Annotated in this window: 13 protein-coding genes and 7 pseudogenes; 12 read left to right on the forward strand and 8 right to left on the reverse strand. The window is 57.4% G+C overall.

The genetic code is table 11. From position 1 onward, the window contains the following. Position 1: 1 nt before the first annotated feature. The 8 genes and pseudogenes from metK to ruvX all read left to right on the forward strand — a co-directional run bounded on the left by metK (position 2) and on the right by ruvX (position 7,486). On the forward strand, positions 2–1,159 hold the full coding sequence (gene metK, locus SGP1_RS18460) for a methionine adenosyltransferase (RefSeq protein ID WP_011411749.1): 1,158 nt from the start codon (positions 2–4) through the stop codon (positions 1,157–1,159). A 587-nt stretch (positions 1,160–1,746) separates the two neighbouring features. Beyond that, positions 1,747–3,193: pseudogene (locus SGP1_RS18465) on the forward strand (sugar porter family MFS transporter). 140 nt (positions 3,194–3,333) lie between these two features. Then, positions 3,334–3,729, forward strand: a pseudogene (locus SGP1_RS18470) (SprT family zinc-dependent metalloprotease); the annotation flags it as partial. Positions 3,730–3,949: 220 nt separating this feature from the next. Next, positions 3,950–4,586, forward strand: a pseudogene (gene endA / locus SGP1_RS18475) (deoxyribonuclease I). Between the two features lie 98 nt (positions 4,587–4,684). Next, on the forward strand, positions 4,685–5,416 hold the full coding sequence (rsmE, locus tag SGP1_RS18480) for a 16S rRNA (uracil(1498)-N(3))-methyltransferase (protein ID WP_011411751.1): 732 nt from the start codon (positions 4,685–4,687) through the stop codon (positions 5,414–5,416). A gap of 11 nt (positions 5,417–5,427) precedes the next feature. After that, on the forward strand, positions 5,428–6,384 hold the full coding sequence (gene gshB / locus SGP1_RS18485; protein ID WP_011411752.1) for a glutathione synthase: 957 nt from the start codon (positions 5,428–5,430) through the stop codon (positions 6,382–6,384). Between the two features lie 113 nt (positions 6,385–6,497). Further along, a complete protein-coding gene (locus SGP1_RS18490) occupies positions 6,498–7,061 on the forward strand; it encodes a YqgE/AlgH family protein (protein ID WP_011411753.1) in 564 nt (187 codons plus the stop codon). After that, positions 7,061–7,486 (forward strand): Holliday junction resolvase RuvX, encoded by a 426-nt coding sequence (ruvX, locus tag SGP1_RS18495; protein ID WP_011411754.1) that lies wholly within the window; start codon positions 7,061–7,063, stop codon positions 7,484–7,486. The genes SGP1_RS18490 and ruvX overlap by 1 nt, the downstream gene beginning before the upstream one ends. Positions 7,487–7,657: 171 nt before the next feature. On the opposite strand, the gene SGP1_RS18500 is transcribed toward ruvX, so the two are convergent. The 5 genes and pseudogenes from SGP1_RS18500 to rhaB form a co-directional block, all read right to left on the reverse strand. Beyond that, positions 7,658–7,852 (reverse strand): hypothetical protein, encoded by a 195-nt coding sequence (locus SGP1_RS18500; RefSeq protein ID WP_041867664.1) that lies wholly within the window; start codon positions 7,850–7,852, stop codon positions 7,658–7,660. Between the two features lie 13 nt (positions 7,853–7,865). Then, positions 7,866–7,988: a hypothetical protein gene (locus tag SGP1_RS35330; RefSeq protein ID WP_279379414.1), complete on the reverse strand. Its 123-nt coding sequence runs from the start codon at positions 7,986–7,988 to the stop codon at positions 7,866–7,868. Positions 7,989–8,031: 43 nt separating this feature from the next. Then, positions 8,032–8,700, reverse strand: a complete 669-nt coding sequence (rhaD, locus tag SGP1_RS18505; protein ID WP_011411755.1) for a rhamnulose-1-phosphate aldolase — start codon at positions 8,698–8,700, stop codon at positions 8,032–8,034. A gap of 12 nt (positions 8,701–8,712) precedes the next feature. Beyond that, positions 8,713–9,823: pseudogene (locus SGP1_RS18510) on the reverse strand (L-rhamnose isomerase). After that, positions 9,820–11,285, reverse strand: a pseudogene (rhaB, locus tag SGP1_RS18515) (rhamnulokinase). The pseudogenes SGP1_RS18510 and rhaB overlap by 4 nt, the downstream one beginning before the upstream one ends. Before the next feature lie 316 nt (positions 11,286–11,601). Between rhaB and SGP1_RS18520 the strand changes: the two are divergent. Both SGP1_RS18520 and SGP1_RS18525 read left to right on the forward strand, forming a co-directional pair. After that, positions 11,602–12,198, forward strand: a pseudogene (locus tag SGP1_RS18520) (AraC family ligand binding domain-containing protein); the annotation flags it as partial. Between the two features lie 150 nt (positions 12,199–12,348). Next, positions 12,349–12,891 carry an AraC family ligand binding domain-containing protein gene (locus SGP1_RS18525; RefSeq protein ID WP_011411756.1) on the forward strand — a complete coding sequence of 181 codons (543 nt, stop codon included), beginning with the start codon at positions 12,349–12,351 and terminating at the stop codon, positions 12,889–12,891. A gap of 201 nt (positions 12,892–13,092) precedes the next feature. Here SGP1_RS18525 and rhaT read toward each other — a convergent pair. The 3 genes and pseudogenes from rhaT to SGP1_RS18540 all read right to left on the reverse strand — a co-directional run bounded on the left by rhaT (position 13,093) and on the right by SGP1_RS18540 (position 15,517). Next, positions 13,093–14,127, reverse strand: a pseudogene (gene rhaT / locus SGP1_RS18530) (L-rhamnose/proton symporter RhaT). A gap of 260 nt (positions 14,128–14,387) precedes the next feature. Next, the gene (locus SGP1_RS18535) at positions 14,388–14,585 is read right to left on the reverse strand and encodes a hypothetical protein (protein ID WP_041867184.1); all 198 of its coding nucleotides are present in this window, start codon (positions 14,583–14,585) and stop codon (positions 14,388–14,390) included. Between the two features lie 176 nt (positions 14,586–14,761). Further along, the gene (locus SGP1_RS18540; RefSeq protein WP_050747815.1) at positions 14,762–15,517 is read right to left on the reverse strand and encodes a type IV pilus twitching motility protein PilT; all 756 of its coding nucleotides are present in this window, start codon (positions 15,515–15,517) and stop codon (positions 14,762–14,764) included. A gap of 16 nt (positions 15,518–15,533) precedes the next feature. On the opposite strand from SGP1_RS18540, the gene SGP1_RS18545 reads away from it, so the two are divergent. Together SGP1_RS18545 and proC are read left to right on the forward strand one after the other, a co-directional pair. Continuing rightward, positions 15,534–16,229, forward strand: coding sequence for a YggS family pyridoxal phosphate-dependent enzyme (locus tag SGP1_RS18545; RefSeq protein WP_011411757.1), 696 nt, complete (start codon positions 15,534–15,536; stop codon positions 16,227–16,229). 37 nt (positions 16,230–16,266) lie between these two features. Beyond that, the gene (proC, locus tag SGP1_RS18550) at positions 16,267–17,088 is read left to right on the forward strand and encodes a pyrroline-5-carboxylate reductase (RefSeq protein WP_011411758.1); all 822 of its coding nucleotides are present in this window, start codon (positions 16,267–16,269) and stop codon (positions 17,086–17,088) included. Positions 17,089–17,092 lie beyond the last annotated feature (4 nt).

A 17,092-nucleotide genomic window follows, 5' to 3' on the forward strand; every position in this document is an offset into this window, starting at 1 on the left:
AATGGCTAAACACCTATTTACATCTGAATCTGTTTCAGAAGGGCATCCTGATAAAATCGCGGACCAGATTTCCGACGCCGTGCTGGACGCCATTCTGGCGCAGGATCCCAAGGCGCGAGTCGCCTGCGAAACCTATGTTAAGACCGGCATGGTCCTGGTGGGCGGCGAAATCACCACCAGCGCCTGGGTGGATATCGAAGAATTGACGCGCAGCACTATCCGCGAGATCGGTTACATCCATTCGGATATGGGGTTTGACGCTAACTCTTGCGCCGTGCTGAGCGCCATTGGTAAACAGTCTCCGGATATTAATCAGGGCGTGGATCGCACCGATCCTTTGGAACAGGGCGCGGGCGACCAGGGGATGATGTTCGGCTACGCCACCAATGAAACCGATGTGCTAATGCCTGCGCCGATTACTTACGCGCACCGTCTGGTGGCGCGCCAGTCACAGGTGCGGAAAAACGGTACCCTACCCTGGCTGCGTCCGGACGCCAAAAGCCAGGTCACCTTCGCCTACGACAACGGCAAGGTGGTGGGTATCGACGCCGTGGTGCTGTCGACCCAGCATGCCGAAGATATCGCCCTGCCGCAGTTGAAAGAAGCGGTGATGGAAGAGATCATCAAGCCGGTTCTGCCCGCGGAATGGCTCTCCGCCCAGACCAAATATTTTATCAACCCGACCGGCCGCTTTGTCATCGGCGGCCCGATGGGCGATTGCGGTCTGACCGGCCGCAAAATCATTGTCGACACCTACGGCGGCATGGCCCGTCACGGCGGTGGCGCCTTCTCCGGCAAGGATCCGTCCAAGGTGGACCGTTCGGCCGCCTATGCCGCGCGCTACGTGGCAAAAAACATCGTTGCAGCCGGTCTGGCCGAACGCTGTGAAATCCAGGTGTCCTACGCCATCGGCGTGGCGGAGCCGACCTCCATCACCATCGAAACCTTCGGCACTGAAAAGATTCCGGCGGATAATCTGACGGCGCTGGTGCGCGAGTTTTTCGACCTGCGTCCTCACGGGCTTATCACCATGCTGGATCTGCTGCAGCCAATCTACCGTGAAACTGCTGCCTATGGCCACTTCGGCCGCGAGCATTTCCCGTGGGAGAAGACCGATAAAGCTGAACTACTGCTACGTGACGCCGCCGGCCTGAAATAACGCGCGTTGTCGCTCTCACAGCAGCCGTAATAACCGCTATACCGCAGGTAAGGGGTTGTCACGCCCTCAGGTTATGTCGTCTTGATGTCTGTTATGCCACCGTAAGTGCACAAGCTGTCCTGGTAGTGTTATGTCGCAATGAACGCGTTTGAACTGCACTCATAACCTTATGACGCCGTGAACACACTTAAGTCGCACGGTTGAGCTCATTAAAACTTATTCAGCGAAAATTTTTGTTTCATCTACACTAAAAAACGCGGCTGTTTCAGACAGGTCATGCTCTTTTTTAGAATCGATTACATATTATTTTAAATTTTAAATCAACATATTAACTAAATAATGGAGTCTCAATCGCACTCAATTTCTTAATCGTTACAAAATGGACATGACATCCGGATTATTCCCGATGACAACGCCTATTAATGCCCTATATTAGCGGGGTATCGCATTACACTACGGATGAATATGCTGATGGACAGGGATATGCGTGTGTAACCGATCACATAACTGTGATAAATTTCACACTTTTTCAGCATACATTTACATAACATTCACAATTATTAATTTACGTAGTACACGGAGGCATTATGAGTACTGCCACACATAAACCCGGCAGTTCTCATGCTCGTTTTACTTTTTTTGTTTGTTTTATGGCGGCGTTGGCCGGCCTGCTATTTGGACTGGATATTGGCGTCATCGCCGGCGCGCTGCCTTTCCTGTCTACGGATTTGCATATCGATAATCGTCAACAGGAATGGGTCGTCAGTTCTATGGTGTTTGGCGCCGCGGTGGGCGCACTCGCCGCTGGTTGGATGTCGGCCAAGCTAGGGCGGAAATTCAGCCTGCTTACCGGCGCCGTTTTGTTCATTATCGGTTCGCTGTGGTCGGCGCTATCACCCAATGTGGAATCCCTTATTATCGCCCGTATTCTGCTGGGTCTGGCGGTCGGGATTGCTTCTTATTACCGCACCGCTTTATTTGTCGGAAATCGCGCCGGAAAAAATCCGCGGCTCGATGATTTCCATGTATCAGTTGATGATCACCATCGGGATTTTAGCGGCCTACCTGTCTGATACCGCTTTCAGCTATAGCGGATCCTGGCGCTGGATGCTGGGCATCATCACCATCCCCGCGGTGCTGCTGTTTATCGACGTCCTGTTTTTGCCGGGAAGCCCGCGCTGGCTTGCAGCGCGAGGACGTTACCATGAAGCGCAGAAAGTGCTGGATATGCTGCGCAGCTCCAGCGAACAGGTGCGCAAGGAGCTAGATGAGATCCGCGCAAGTTTGAAAATCAAACAAAGCGGCTGGGCACCGTTTAAAGACAACGCCAATTTCCGCCACGCGGTATTCCTCGGCGTCCTGTTGCAGGTGATGCAGCAATTCACCGGTATGAATGTCATTATGTATTACGCGCCGAAAATCTTCTGTATCGCCGGCTTTACCAACACCGCCAACCAAATGTGGGGAATGGTGATTGTCGGGTTGGTCAACGTACTGGCGACATTTATCGCCATCGGGCTGGTGGATCGCTGGGGCCGTAAACCGACGCTAAAACTCGGTTTTCTGGTTATGGCGGTCGGCATGGGCGTGCTGGGCACGCTGCTCCATCTGGGCGTCGACACCGACTTCCAAAAATACTTTGCGATTGTCATGTTGATGCTGTTTATCGTCGGTTTCGCCATGAGCGCCGGCCAGCTGATTTGGATATTGTGTTCCGAAATCCAGCCGCTGAAAGGGCGCGCTTTTGGTATTACCGTCTCCACCACCAACTGGATTGCCAACATGATCGTCGGCGCGACCTTCCTGACCATGCTGGAAACGCTGGGCAATGCCAACACATTCTGGGTCTACGGCGCGCTTAACGTTCTGTTTATCGTATTGACCATTATGCTGATTCCGGAAACCAAAAACGTTTCGCTTGAGCATATTGAACGTAACCTGATGACCGGTAAATCGGTGCGCGGGACTGACCGCTCACGTCTGTCGCCAAAACGCCGCCGCCCGACTCGACGGCGGCGTTTTTTTGCCCGATAACCTGGTCCGGGTTTACCCTGTGGCCTTGGTGCGCAGCGGCTTGGTTTTGATCCTGCGTAGCCAGGTGGTGTCGCCACGTATCGTCGCGTGGTATTGCCATAGGGTTGCATCCTTTGGCGCCGACGATTAAGCTGGCGGATATGAAACCGTTACGCATCCCTATCGCCCTGCAGCAGGGCGTCATGCAGAGCCTGCAGGCCAAGCTCGCACAGGCAGGGGAGTATTTTGACTGTACCTTTCCCGAACCGGCGGTAAGCTATCAACAGCGCGGCACCTCCGCCGGTACCGCCTGGCTGGAGCGCTGGGAAATCCGCTTGAACCCGCAATTATTGCTGCAGAATCAGCAACGTTTTATCGACGAAGTGGTGCCGCACAAGCTGGCACATCTGCTGGTGTATCGCCAATTTGGCCGGGTCGCGCCCCACGGCCGGGAGTGGCGCTGGATGATGACTACCGTGTTGCAAACGCCCGTCCGCCGCACCCATGAATTCGATTTGGCGGCGGTGCGTAGATCTACCTTTCCCTCTCGCTGCGGCGACATCTTGCAGCCCGAGGCGACCGGTACGAAACAGTAATATTCCACAATGCTTCCCCCTGATTTCCACCTGCCGGCGCGGCGCGCGTTCGATTTGTCTGTCGCGACGCAATTAGGTAACCTGCGCTTTTCCAAATTGAACACACTGATATGCTGCATAAAATTTTCGGCCTGCTGGCCCCGCCGCCGTACTTACCTTTTCCTTTCCCGCCACGGCCAAGGTGCATGAAATCACCAATTTTAACCAGGCAAAAGCGGCAGCGGTGAAAATCAATCGCGACGCGCCCAGTACTTTTTATTGTGATTGCCGCATAAACTAGCAGGGCAAAAAGGGCATCCCGGATCTGGCGTCCTGCGGCTATCAGGTTCGTAAAAGCGAGCTGTGCGCCAACCGCATCAAATGGGAACATGTGGTACCGGCTTGGGAATTCGTTCATCAGCGCCAATGCTGGCAAAACGGCGGGCGTAAAAACTGCGCCAAAGACCCCGTGTATCGGCAAATCGAAACCGACCTGCATAACTTGCAGCCCGCGATCGGCGAGGTCAATGGAGATCGCGGCAACTACCAGTACAGTCAATGGCGCGACGGAGAGGGTCAATACGGCCGATGTGAAATGAAAATCGATTTTAAAAACAAGCAGGCTGAGCCTGCCGGCCCACGCCCGCGGCGCTATCGCCCGGACCTACTTCTACATGCGCGATCGTTATCAATTGCGTCTTTCCCGGGCGCAAACTCATCTATTTGAGGTATGGGATCGCGCCTATCCGGTGACCGAATGGGAATGCAAGCACAACCAGCGGATCGCCGCGGTTCAGGGCAACCCCAATCCGTATGTCCAGCGGGCTTGCAGCCTTTAAAAGCGCTGCTCTACACTAGAGTCGCTCCGCCGGCCGTGCCGGCAGGGGTCGCGGATCCGCCGCGGACGGCAAGACAACCAGGACTGAAGCCACGTCTTATGCGAATACCTCGAATATATCATCCGGCGCCTCTGACCGTCGGCACCGTCCTCGCGCTGGGCGATGACGCCGCGCATCATGTGAGCCGGGTGCTGCGCATGACCGTCGACGCGCCGATAGCGCTGTTTGACGGCAGCAATCACGTTTTTGCGGCCCGTTTGACCCGGGTAGACAAAAAGGGCGTCGAGGCCACCGTATTGGCCACACAAATGGAAGATCGCGAATCGCTGCTGCATTTGCATCTGGGACAGGTGATGTCACGCGGGGAGAAAATGGAATTTACCATCCAAAAATCCATCGAATTGGGGGTAAATGTGATCACCCCATTGTTTTCGGCGCGCTGTGGCGTCAAGCTGGAGGGCGAGCGGCTGGAGAAAAAGCTGCAGCAGTGGCACAAAATCGCCATCGGCGCCTGTGAGCAGTGCGGGCGCAATCGCCTGGCGGAGATCCGCCCCGCGATGACGCTCGAGGCCTGGTGTGCGGAACAGGAGGCGGGGTTGAAACTTAATTTGCATCCCCGCGCCCAACAGAGCATTAATACTCTGCCGCTGCCGGCGCACGGCATTCGTCTGCTGATTGGGCCTGAGGGCGGCCTGTCGGCGGAGGAGATTGCATTGACCGCCAACTATGGGTTTACCGATATTCTGCTGGGGCCACGGGTGCTACGCACTGAGACCACCGCACTCACCGCCATCACCGCCCTGCAGGTGCGTTTCGGCGATTTGGGGTAAAGGAGAAGACAATGATTAAGCTTGGCATCGTGATGGACCCGATTTCCACCATCAATATCAAAAAAGACAGCAGCTTTGCCATGTTGCTTGAAGCACAAAGCCGCGGCTACGAAATTCACTACATGGAGATGAGCTCCCTGTATCTGCGCGGCGGCGAGGCGCGGGCCTCCACCCGTTTGCTGTCGGTAAAGCAAGATTATGATGCCTGGTACAGCTTTAACGGCGAAAAGGACATCAATCTGGGCGAATTGGATGTCATCCTGATGCGCAAGGATCCGCCCTTCGATACCGAATTTATTTATGCCACTTACATTCTGGAACGTGCGGAAGATGAAGGGGCGCTCATCGTCAACAAACCGCAGAGCCTCCGGGACTGTAACGAGAAACTGTTTACCGCCTGGTTCGCGCGCCATACGCCGGATACGCTGGTAAGCCACCGGGACGACCACATCCGCGCTTTCTGGCAGGAGCACGGCGACATCATCCTGAAACCGCTGGACGGCATGGGCGGTACGTCGATTTTTCGCGTCAAGCAAGACGATCCCAACCTGACGGTTATTGTTGAAACCCTGACCGGTTACGGCCGCCACTTCTGCATGGCGCAAAATTATCTGCCGGCCATCAAGGACGGCGATAAGCGGGTGCTGGTGGTGGACGGCGAACCGGTTCCCTACTGCCTGGCGCGCATTCCCAAAAGCGGCGAAACCCGCGGCAATCTTGCAGCCGGCGGCCACGGCGAGGCACGTCCGCTCAGCGATAGCGACTGGAAAATCGCCCGCGACGTGGCGCCAGTGCTGAAAAAGAAAGGGCTGATTTTTGTCGGTCTGGATATCATCGGCGACCGCCTGACCGAGATCAATGTCACAAGCCCCACCTGCGTGCGTGAAATCGAAGCAGCCTTCCCCATTTCGATCACCGGTATGCTAATGGACGCAATCGAAAAACGTCTGGCGGCGCAACAACGCTGATGTGGTGACGTGGCCGCAATCAGATTTCTATTGCGGCAGTGACTTGTCCCCATTTTGCCCGAATACTGAACACCGTCTATTTTTTAAACTTACTTATGTTGCCTAATTAAAGCATGAATTTACAGCACCATTTTCTTATCGCCATGCCCTCGCTGCAGGATCCGTTATTCAAACGCTCGGTGGTCTACATCTGCGAGCACAACAGTGACGGCGCCATGGGTATCGTCATCAATAAGCCCGTCGAACAGTTCACCGTGGAAAACGTGCTGCACAAGCTCAAGATCATGCCTGCCGACCGCGATCCGGCCATCCGGCTGGATAAACCGGTATTCGCCGGCGGCCCGCTGGCGGATGACCGTGGCTTTATTCTGCACACGCCGCGCGACGGGTTCGGCTCCAGCATCGGCATCTCGCCGCAAACGATGATCACCACGTCCAAGGACGTGCTGGAAACGCTCGGCACCGCCGATCAGCCCGACGATGTGCTGGTGGCGCTGGGCTACTCCGGCTGGGAACAGGGGAAGCTGGAGCGCGAGCTAATGGAAAACGCCTGGCTTACTACCCCTGCCGACAGTGAAATCCTGTTTCATACCCCTATCGCCTCCCGCTGGCGCGAAGCGGCCAAGACCCTGGGCATCGATATTCACAATATCGCCAACCAGGCGGGTCATGCCTGATGGCCGCCGCCGGCAGCATCATGGCGTTCGATTTTGGTACGCGCAGCATCGGCGTGGCTATTGGTCAACGCGTAACCTGTACCGCCCGACCGCTGACGGCGTTCAAGGCCCGCGACGGCGTACCTGACTGGCAACAGATCGAAAAATTACTGAAAGAATGGCGGCCGGAAACGGTGGTGGTGGGTTTACCGCTGAATATGGACGGCAGCGAACAGCCGCTGACCGCCCGGGTACGCAAGTTCGCCAACCGGATGCACGGCCGCTTCGGCGTTCAGGTGGTGTTGCACGATGAGCGCCTCAGCACCGTCGAAGCCCGCGCGGGTCTGTTTGAGCGCGGCGGCTATCGCGCGCTGGAGAAAGGCAAAGTCGACGCGGGGTCGGCGGTGATCATACTGGAAAGCTGGCTCGAACAGTTTCCCGAGTAACGCTACGGCACCCTCGTCGCTCCGCCTGTGGCGTCATGGCCGGCATAGGCGACACGCATGCCGCGCGGCGGCACTGCCACAGCTCGCAGTAAGATTTCCCGGCCTGCAACAGTGGCGGTGTTATCACTGGCGGCAACGGCGCGTCTCTCCCGCCGCTGCCGCGGGACCGGCTTACTCCAGGTAAAACACCGGCCGCAGCGTCGCGCTGACGGGGCTGTTATCGGCTTTGGCGGGCATGACGTCGGTTATATGACGCCACCAGCGCTGGCAAACCTCCGTCTCCGCCGACCAGATCGGGTTGTGCCAGCGTTCATACTCCTGATGCGCGTCGGGATTAACCTGCATTACAAATGCTTTTCGTATCATCATGCTCCCCCGGTCAACGCTCCTCAACGTCCAGCGCCGCCGCCATCGGCGTCACGCCAAAACGCTCGCCGAGGGCGATGAGTTCAGCACGGCTAATGGTCTGCTTTTTGCCACCCATCGCGCTGACTTTCACCATAACCTCCGCCTGTTTTTCCGCCGTGTCGATCAGGCCAAAGGCGTCATCCAGCGAGGGACCGCTGGGCGAAAATACCGTGGAAAGGCCACAGTACCAGCGAATGCGCGTGCATTTTCTCTGAGGTGGCAGCGCCAATTCCGTCGGTGCCGGGGAACATCCAGGGGATAATACCCACCCCGTCAGGGAACACCACAAGGCACTCCGTACTACCTTCCCACAGTTCGCGGGTAAAGCGGGCGGTATCCAGCTCAAGGCGATAAGGTTGGTGGCGTGGCAGTGCATGATGACCCGATCGCCGCCGTCCGTAACCTGCTTGCGCACAGCGTGGAACTGAAGGTGCGTGGCCAGCTCGGAGGTAGGCAATCCCCCCCCCCCCCCCCCCCGCGATAAGCCCCCACAGAATACGGTAACCGGTGCCCTCCTCGTTGAGTTGCAGCAGCGTCAAACTGTCGGCGGGCGAGAACTGTACGTTGCGGAAAAACTTGCCGGAGCCGGTGACCAGAAAATAGCTGCCGGCCAGCGCCGGCACCGGCGCGGATAACGTTTCGCTGCGCGGCTGAGGATTAAATTCCGCCCGGTAGGGCGCGACATCCTCGGGTGTCAGGCACAGGCTTACGTTACCACCGTTGCGCTCGTCCCAGCTTTTGAGCCACATATCGCTGGTCGCTTTGATCATGCCCTGTACGAACCAGGAAGAAAGTAATGATTGCATAATCAAATATCCTCAGCGTTGACGTAAAACGGATTGTTCATAGTCGCGCACCGACGACAACCAGTCGCTGCCAACCGGTACGTGATGTTGTTGGCAATAGCGATCCCACACCGCCTGCCATGGCAACGATTTCTGCTCCTCCAGCAGCGCCAGACGTGCCGTATAGCCGGCGCAGCGCGTCCGTGTGTTCCAAGAGCGCGCGCAGCAGCGCTTTTTTCATATTGTGGGTGCCGATGACCCAGGAAGCGATGCGGTTAATGGAGGCATCAAAGAAATCCAGGCCGATATGGACCCGGTCAAACAATTTCTGCCACACAATTTCATTGGCGATAGCCTGGGTTTCATCATCCAGCAGCACGACGTGATCGCTATCCCAGCGCACCGGCCGGCTAACGTGCAGCAACAAACGCGGAACAAACAGGCTCACACTTGAAATCTTGTCGGAAATGACTTCGGTGGGATGGAAATGGCCGGCGTCCATACACAGCACGGTCCCGCGGCTAGGTGGCGTAGGCAAGATAAAACTCCGACGAACCGACGGTGAGATCTTTCATCCCGTCCAGGACCCAGATATTCATTACCGATGCCGTTCCCAGTTCGCGGCCGAAAGAGGCAGAAATGCGACGACTGGCCTGGCAATGCTCAATCCAAAACTGGCGAATACTGTCATCGGCATGGGAAAGGGTAAAGCCATCGACGCTTAACGGATGGGAAAAGCAGCTCGGATTAAAGTCCAGTCCCAGCGCTGGTGTTCCCGCGCCCAGGCGACCCAGCGGGCGAAATGCGCCAGCTCAATGGCGTTACGCTCCACCAGTTGCTCCGCCTCCAGGTAGATGGCGTGCAAATTAAGCCGCTTCGGTCCCGGAATCAGGCTAAACGCCTGCTTCAGATCGGCACGCAATTGCTGGGCGTTGGTCGCTTTGCCGGGATAATTGCCAGTATCCTTGATTCCCCCCGTCAGGGCGCAGGAGGGATCCTCAAAGCCGGCGACATCGTCGCCCTGCCAGCAATGCATGGAAACGGGCAACGTATCAAGCAACGCCAGCGCCTGCTCCACGTTGACATCGATGTCGGCGTAGCGCTGCCTGGCCAACTGCCAGGCTTGTTCAAGGGATGGGTTCATAACAGGATTTCCTCTTGCGAATGGCTAAGCGCCTGGAAGCGCTGCCAATGATGGGCAAAATCGGGTAGTGGGCTGGCTGGTAGTGCGCCAGAGGGAAACTGCGCGTTAAGATCCGGCGCCAGGTCGCGACATCCGCCACCTCGTTTAGCTCCATGAGCTGACATCCCACATTTCCAAGCGTCGACGCCTCCACCAGACCCGCGGACACCGGCAACTGGCAGCAATCGGCGGTCAGCTGGTTGAGTCAGCGGTTTTGGCTGCCCCCGCCGACGATATGCAGCCGGGACGGGGAAATGCCGCACAGCGCGCTCAGTTCGAGAAGTACCTGGCGATAGAGCATCGCCAGGCTGTCGAGAATGCAGCGCGCCAGCGCCGCGGCCTCTTGCGGTACCGGCTGCTGGCGCTCGCGGCACGCCTGGCGAATGGCCGCCACCATTGAGGAAGGATTAATGAAGCGTTCATCATTGGGATTAATCAGACTGGTAAAGGGCGGCAGGGTGGCGGCCGCTTCCAGCAGCTCCGGCAGATCAGCTATCGCCATCTCTTGCGTGATGCGGTTCAGCAGCCACAGACCCATAATATTTTTCAACACCCGGGAGCGGCCGTCCACACCGCCTTCATTGGTAATATTCAGCGCCAGCGCGCGACTATAGCTAAAGGGGGTGCGACTCTCCACTCCCATGAGCGACCAGGTGCCGGAACTAAGGTAGACACAGCTTTCGTCTTGCAGCGGCGAGGCGACTACCGCGCTGGCGGTATCGTGGGTCGCCACGGCGATGACCGGCACTCGCTGCCCGGAGGGGCTGATCCAATAACCGGGCGTATTACCCGGTTGGCGCGGAGTCCCGAACCAGCTTCGGGGAAGCCCGAGATACGCCAGCAAGGTGTGATCCCAGTCGCCCGTCGCCACATTAAGCAACTGCGTGGTGCTCGCGTTGGTATATTCCCAATTAAGCGCGCCGGTTAGCCGGTAATGAAAATAATCGGGGATCAGCAGCAGATGCGCGACCTTCGCCCCCTCCTGCCGCTGCCGCCAGGCTTTCAACTGATAAAGGGTATTGAACGGCAGAAATTGGATCCCGGTGCGTCGGTAGATTTCTTCCCGGCCCAGATCGGCGCTCACCTACGCCATGACGCCATCGGTGCGATGATCGCGGTAACTGACCGCCGGCGCCACGCGCTCACCCGCCTGGTCGAGCAAGACATAATTCACCCCCCAGGTATCAATGCCAATGCTGCCGATGACCGTGCCGGCGCGATCCAACTGACCGATGCCGTCGAGGATCGCCTGCTCCAGTCGATCCAAGTCCCAACAATCCGCCCCCTGCTGCTGTACAAAGCCGTTAGCGAATCGGTGTACTTCCTTCAGGCTTATTTGCTTCGCGACGTCATCCCAGACCGCCAGCATGATCCGGCCGCTGGTGGCGCCCAGATCGACCGCTATCACATTTCGCACCGCCATAGTCCTTGTACCTCGTAACGACTCTGGCTGGCAGTGTAGGCAGGATCCGCGGGCGCCACCTTCCGGTGGCTGCCACCGGTTGTAGAGGGCTGGCAAAATCATCAAGATGAATGTGAATCCGATCACAAAAGCAATATTGCTCACGTTTGACGACCCGCCGCCGGTCTGTGGTTTGTGATCTTCTCCGCAAATTTTGTAACGGGGGGCAAAACCTAGAAAAAAAATCGCAATGCGGCGTTTGACGGTCAGGAATTGAAGGCGGATGGCATTATCGCGGCATAAGATAAGGTCCCTGTATCATGCTGAGGTGCCTGAAATGACGTCACTGTATGGTGATGATTTTTTTGTTTCCCCAGACGCTACGGTTGCCATCGAACCACGCCTGCCGCAATGGGATTTTCCCGAGCATTATCACGATTTCTGAGAGATAGTGCTGGTGGAAAACGGATCGGGCATTCATGTCTTCAACGATCAGTCCCACACGCTGTGCAGCGGCACCGTATGTTTTGTCCGCGCCGATGACCACCGCCTGTTTGAAAGCGTGGATCGACTGAACATGGTTAACGTGCTGTACCGCGCCCCCAACGGTTTTCGTTTTTTGCAGAATATCGCGCCGTTCCTACCGGGCGAAGGGCAATTTCTGCAGTTGCTTATCGTGCTGCGCCAGGGGTGTTTTCAGGCCCACAGCGACGGCAACCGCGAGCAGCGCCTGCAAGATCTGTTACGCTGGCTACAGCACAATTTCAGCGACAATGTCGACTGGTTGAGGCTTGCCGATCAATTTCAGTTACCGCTGCGCACCCTGCACCGCCAGCTAAAACAGTCCGACAGTGACAGCAATCACTTCTCCACGCAATTCCGACGTGAATTCTCCCATTCGCCGAAAATGCTGCGTCAGGGGGGATTCAGGCCTGCAATAGTCTCGGCACGGGGCGGTAGGTCGCCGGGTCACGCCCCAGACTCGCCGACCCGGCAAAAAATGCGTTTTGCAACGATCATTAGATAATTATCTATAGAATTATGTCATAATCCCCTATTACCTTTGAGCTTAGGGGATAACAGCATGAATGGCCTTAAGCTGCACGTTTCCGATTATTTTTTGACGGACAAAAACGCGGTTACCGTCGCCGATCGCCGGCCGCAGCCCGCCTTTCCACATCACTGCCACGAGTTTGACAAAATTGTCTTTGTTTGGCGCGGCAATGGTCTGCATACTCTCAATGATGTGCCCTACCTCATCACCTGCGGTGATGTATTCTATATCAATGCCCGCGACCGCCACGGTTACGAGTCGGTCAACGATTTGGCCTTGGATAATGTGTTGTACCGGCGCGACCTGCTTACCCTGAACGTTAATTGGCAGACGCTGCTCCCCGGCCGGGGTACAGGGCCGGACGAGCGCCAGGACTGGTGCTTGAGTACGCCCGGCATGGCGATTTTGCGCCAGAGCGTCGATGCGCTGTCCAAGGAATGTATGAAATCCGACGCGCTGTCGCTGCTGTTGAGCGAAACCCTGTTTTATTTCTCGGTGGTGTTCAACCAGGCCTACGGGCTTTCACCGCGCCAATACCGCCAGCGCTTTCAGAAGGTCCTCAGTCTCGGCTGACGGTTGACCACACCGCAAGGCCGAGCTTGCGCGCGCTCACGCCGACGGTGCCAAACGTCAGTGACGATCCCGCCGCTTATGTCGGTCACTCTATGTAGCCACCACGTCGCCGCTTAAGCCGCTGATTTATCCATCAGACTTTCTTCGCCACTTTCGCCGGTCGGGCACGAGACCGTCACCCAACACCGTTTGCCCTGCGACTCAGGAGGCCATTCCCAGGCCTACGATATTGGCGGCCAGGATAATCACCAGCGCGCCGATACACAGCCAGCTTACGGGCTTTTTACCGACGCCCAACCACTCTTTCAGCACCAGCCCGACAATACTGCCGCACAGCACATAACTGCTCATGTGCAGCATCCAGCTAACGAACGCGTACTGGGAGGGAATATTGGCATGGCCCCAGGCGTAGAAAAAGAATTGCAGATACCACATGACGCCAGCGAGAATCGAAAACAACGCATTGGCTATCAGCAGTGATTTCCCGACCGACAGATCGGCCTTCAGGGATATTTCCCGGCACGTAGCGAGCCGGATAAAGCAGTAGCCCAGATTGACAATAGCGCCGCCGCCCATAATCACCACATAGCTGGGCAGCGCCACGTACAGCGGGCTGATCCCGGCATTTTTTGCCGCTTCATGCATCGGCACCGCCGCGTCCATAGCAAGCGACATCCCCGCCGAGAAGAAACCGCATACGACCGCCAACAGCAGACCTTTTTTCAGGTTAAATTCTTCTGCTCGGATACCCTGCGCCCGCTCTTTAAGAAAACCGGCATAGCTGACGATGCCCGCGCCGATGACCGCGACCAACACCCCGAGAAGGGTAATCCACCCGCCGGTGGTGTTGAGCAGGACACCGAATTTCCCCTGCAGTAGAGGCGTCAATAATGTGCCGACGATAAGCGTAATGCCAATGGCAATACCTATCCACATCGACATTCCCAAATAGCGCATTGTCAGGCCGTAATTGATGTTGCCAACGCCCCACATGGCGCGGAACAGGAACACCGGCAGCAGCGTACCCCACGGAAAACTGCGGTAATAGGCCCAAAAGTCCGGTAGCAATACCCAACTAATGGCCCAAGGCAGGATCACCCAGGAGAAGAAACCACTAAGGGACCACATGGCTTCCCAGCTCCAGTGACGAACTTTTTTGAACGGGGCATAAAATCAGGCGGCGCTGGCGGCGCCGATGAAATGCCAGAAGATCCCCAGCACGATAGAACTACACATGGACAAGCTCCTGTCTGCAAAGTGAGATCGCCGCCGGCGTCGAACTGCGAGGAAGCGGTGATGAAGGAATACGGTCAACAAACGCGGAGGTCAGTGTAGGGAGCTTGCCGGGCGTAACGCCTTCGGATCATTGCCAACTTTTCCATTACTATATCAATATAATTAACATTATAATTATCTCAATTACAAACGGATAACATCGTGGCGGACGTGGATTGCGGCGGCTGACCGGAATGGCCGCCGCCGGCAGACGACGAAGCTTAATCCTTTTGGATCACCAGCTCAAAATAAAAATTGGTGACGTCCGGATCGTTATCAGGTCCGCCCTGCTCGGTCACCGAGACAATTTTCCAGCCGTCCTGCGCCAGCGCTGGAATGGTTTTACTACCGGCGTCAGGGCAGTTAAAGACAACGCTGTCTGATAATTCGTGACTGCCAGGGGCCTTTGCTGAGGTCAATTTTCATGGTGGAGGAATGACAAACGTGGGCATGACAAGAGGCAAAACAATCCTTGGCAAAATGGCTAATTACAAAGCAAACCACGGCGGCACGGCCCCAAGCGTCACGGCGCCGTGAGAGCGTTGCGTCATACCCGCAATAAGTAAAACAATAGGGCTGGATACCGCGATTTATTTCAGGACATCGCGGGCGAAGGCCGGTTTCCCGCGCGCCGACAGCCCGGCAGCAGTCTCGGCAACAGATGGGTTTTCCCTTCGCGTATCAAATGACGTACTGCGGGAGTAATGGTCAGCAGCTCAAACAGCCCCATCCACCCTCCCGCAGGGCGCCGCACCAGTTGCTGCGCCATGACCCCCAGCAGACTGCCGGCGTGCAACGTGCACAGCAAAAGATGGCCGGTTTCGGCGGCGGTGAGCGCCAGCGCAATACTTGCGCAATCGCGCAGTTCGCCTAGCAGGATAACGTCGGGATCCTCGCGCAGGGCGGCGCGCAACCCCCTGACGGAAACCGCTGCAACGGCGCCCGATTTCCCGCTGGTGAATAAGGCAGAGCCTGGAGGCATGCAGGTGTTCGATGGGGTAATGATATGCAGCGCCCGGCTGTCGTTGAGGTGGCTCACCATCGCCGCCGGCAGCCCCAGCTCCGCCATGGAGGGCGGCCGGGAGGGAATAATCCGCAGGCTTACGGCCACAGACCGCCCTGCTGCAAAAAAGTGGGCGCGCAGACGCTGGCCGCCGCGCGCAAGCAAACAGCGCTGGCGGATGCCAAGATAGCGCTGAGCGCAGTCGGCGATAGCGCCCTCGGTCAACGTCGGCGCTTCCAGCGGCCGCAGCAGACCATCCACGCGAATTATCGGCGGCCGGCCGGGACAAAGGTGCAGATCGGAGGCATTATGCTTTACACTATGGCCCACCAGATTATCCAATTCCATATGACCTCCTGAAACCATGAGCATTATCGAGCAAAATCTACAGCGCGTTCATCAGCAAATCCGCACGGCTGCGCAGGATTGCGGCCGCGATCCCCGGCAGATTACCTTGCTCGCCGTCAGTAAAACCAAGCCTGTGACGGTGATCGAAGCCGCCATCGAAGCCGGTCAGCGGGCCTTCGGGGAAAATTATGTGCAAGAGGGCGTGGAAAAAATCGGCTGGTTCCGTGAGCGGCCAGAGGGCGCCGGTCTTATCTGGCACTTTATCGGTCCGTTACAGTCCAATAAAAGCCGGTCGGTAGCGGAAAATTTCGACTGGTGTCATACCCTGGACCGCCCGCAGTTGGCCCGGCGGTTGAACGACCAGCGGCCGGTGGAACGGGCGCCGCTCAACGTGCTGATTCAAATCAACATTAGCGGTGAAGCCACCAAAGCCGGTATCATGCCCGAAGAGATGTTGACGCTGGCGGCACTGGTCACCGAGTGCCCGCGCCTGCGGTTGCGCGGTCTGATGGCGATACCGGCGCCGGAAAGCGATTTCCAGCGCCAGCTGGCGGTCTTCAAGCGCATGTCCGCCCTGTATGAGACCTTACAACGCGTTCACCCCGGCGTAGATACGTTATCGCTGGGCATGACGGACGATATGCCGGCGGCCATCGCCGCCGGCAGTACGCTGGTGCGCATTGGCACCGCGATTTTCGGCGCCAGAGAGTAGGCTCCCGTCGTCACCTGACAGCTTAACGAGAATTAGCATGCAACAGCGTAACATCACCTTTATCGGCGCCGGCAATATGGCGCAGGCCATTATCGCCGGGCTGGTGGATAACGGTTATCCCGTGCATTTGATTACGGTTTGCGCCCCCTCCGCCACCCACCGCGATGCGCTGGCCGAGCGTTACGGCGTGCAAAGCAGCGGCGATAATCTGCGCGGCGTGCGCGCGGCGGATGTGGTGATACTGGCGATCAAGCCGCAGTTGATCGCCCAGGTCTGCGACACCCTGCGCGGGGAGATAGATTTTTCCGGCAAACTGGTGCTTTCCATTGCCGCAGGTGTTACCGTGAGCCGGTTTTATGCGCTGCTAGGCGAAAATATCGCCATTGTGCGGGTGATGCCCAATACCCCCTGTCTGGTGGGCCAAGGGATGAGCGGCCTGTACGCACCGCCGCAGACCCGCGAGGAGGACAGGGCCTTCAGCGCCCAGTTAATGGGCGCGGTGGGAAAACTGTGCTGGCTGGAGCAGGAAAGCGATATCAATGGCGTGATCGCCGCCGCCGGCAGCGCGCCGGCCTATTTTTTCCTGTTTATGGAAGCCATGCAGCAGCAGGCGCAGGCGATGGGTTTCGATGAAAGCACCTCCCGCACCCTGGTGCTGCAAGCCGCCGCCGGCGCCGCCGCGCTGGCCGCGGAGGCGGGGGATACCCCCTTCGCCACACTGCGACAGAATGTGACCTCGACAGGAGGCACCACCGCCGCGGCGTTGCAGGTTTTCGAGCAGCAGCAGTTGCACCGTACCGTCGCCAGCGCCATGCAAGCGGCGGTCGCGCGAGCCGAAGAGATGGAAAAATTATTCTGAGTAT

Source organism: Sodalis glossinidius str. 'morsitans' (assembly GCF_000010085.1).
Taxonomy (GTDB): domain Bacteria; phylum Pseudomonadota; class Gammaproteobacteria; order Enterobacterales; family Enterobacteriaceae; genus Sodalis; species Sodalis glossinidius.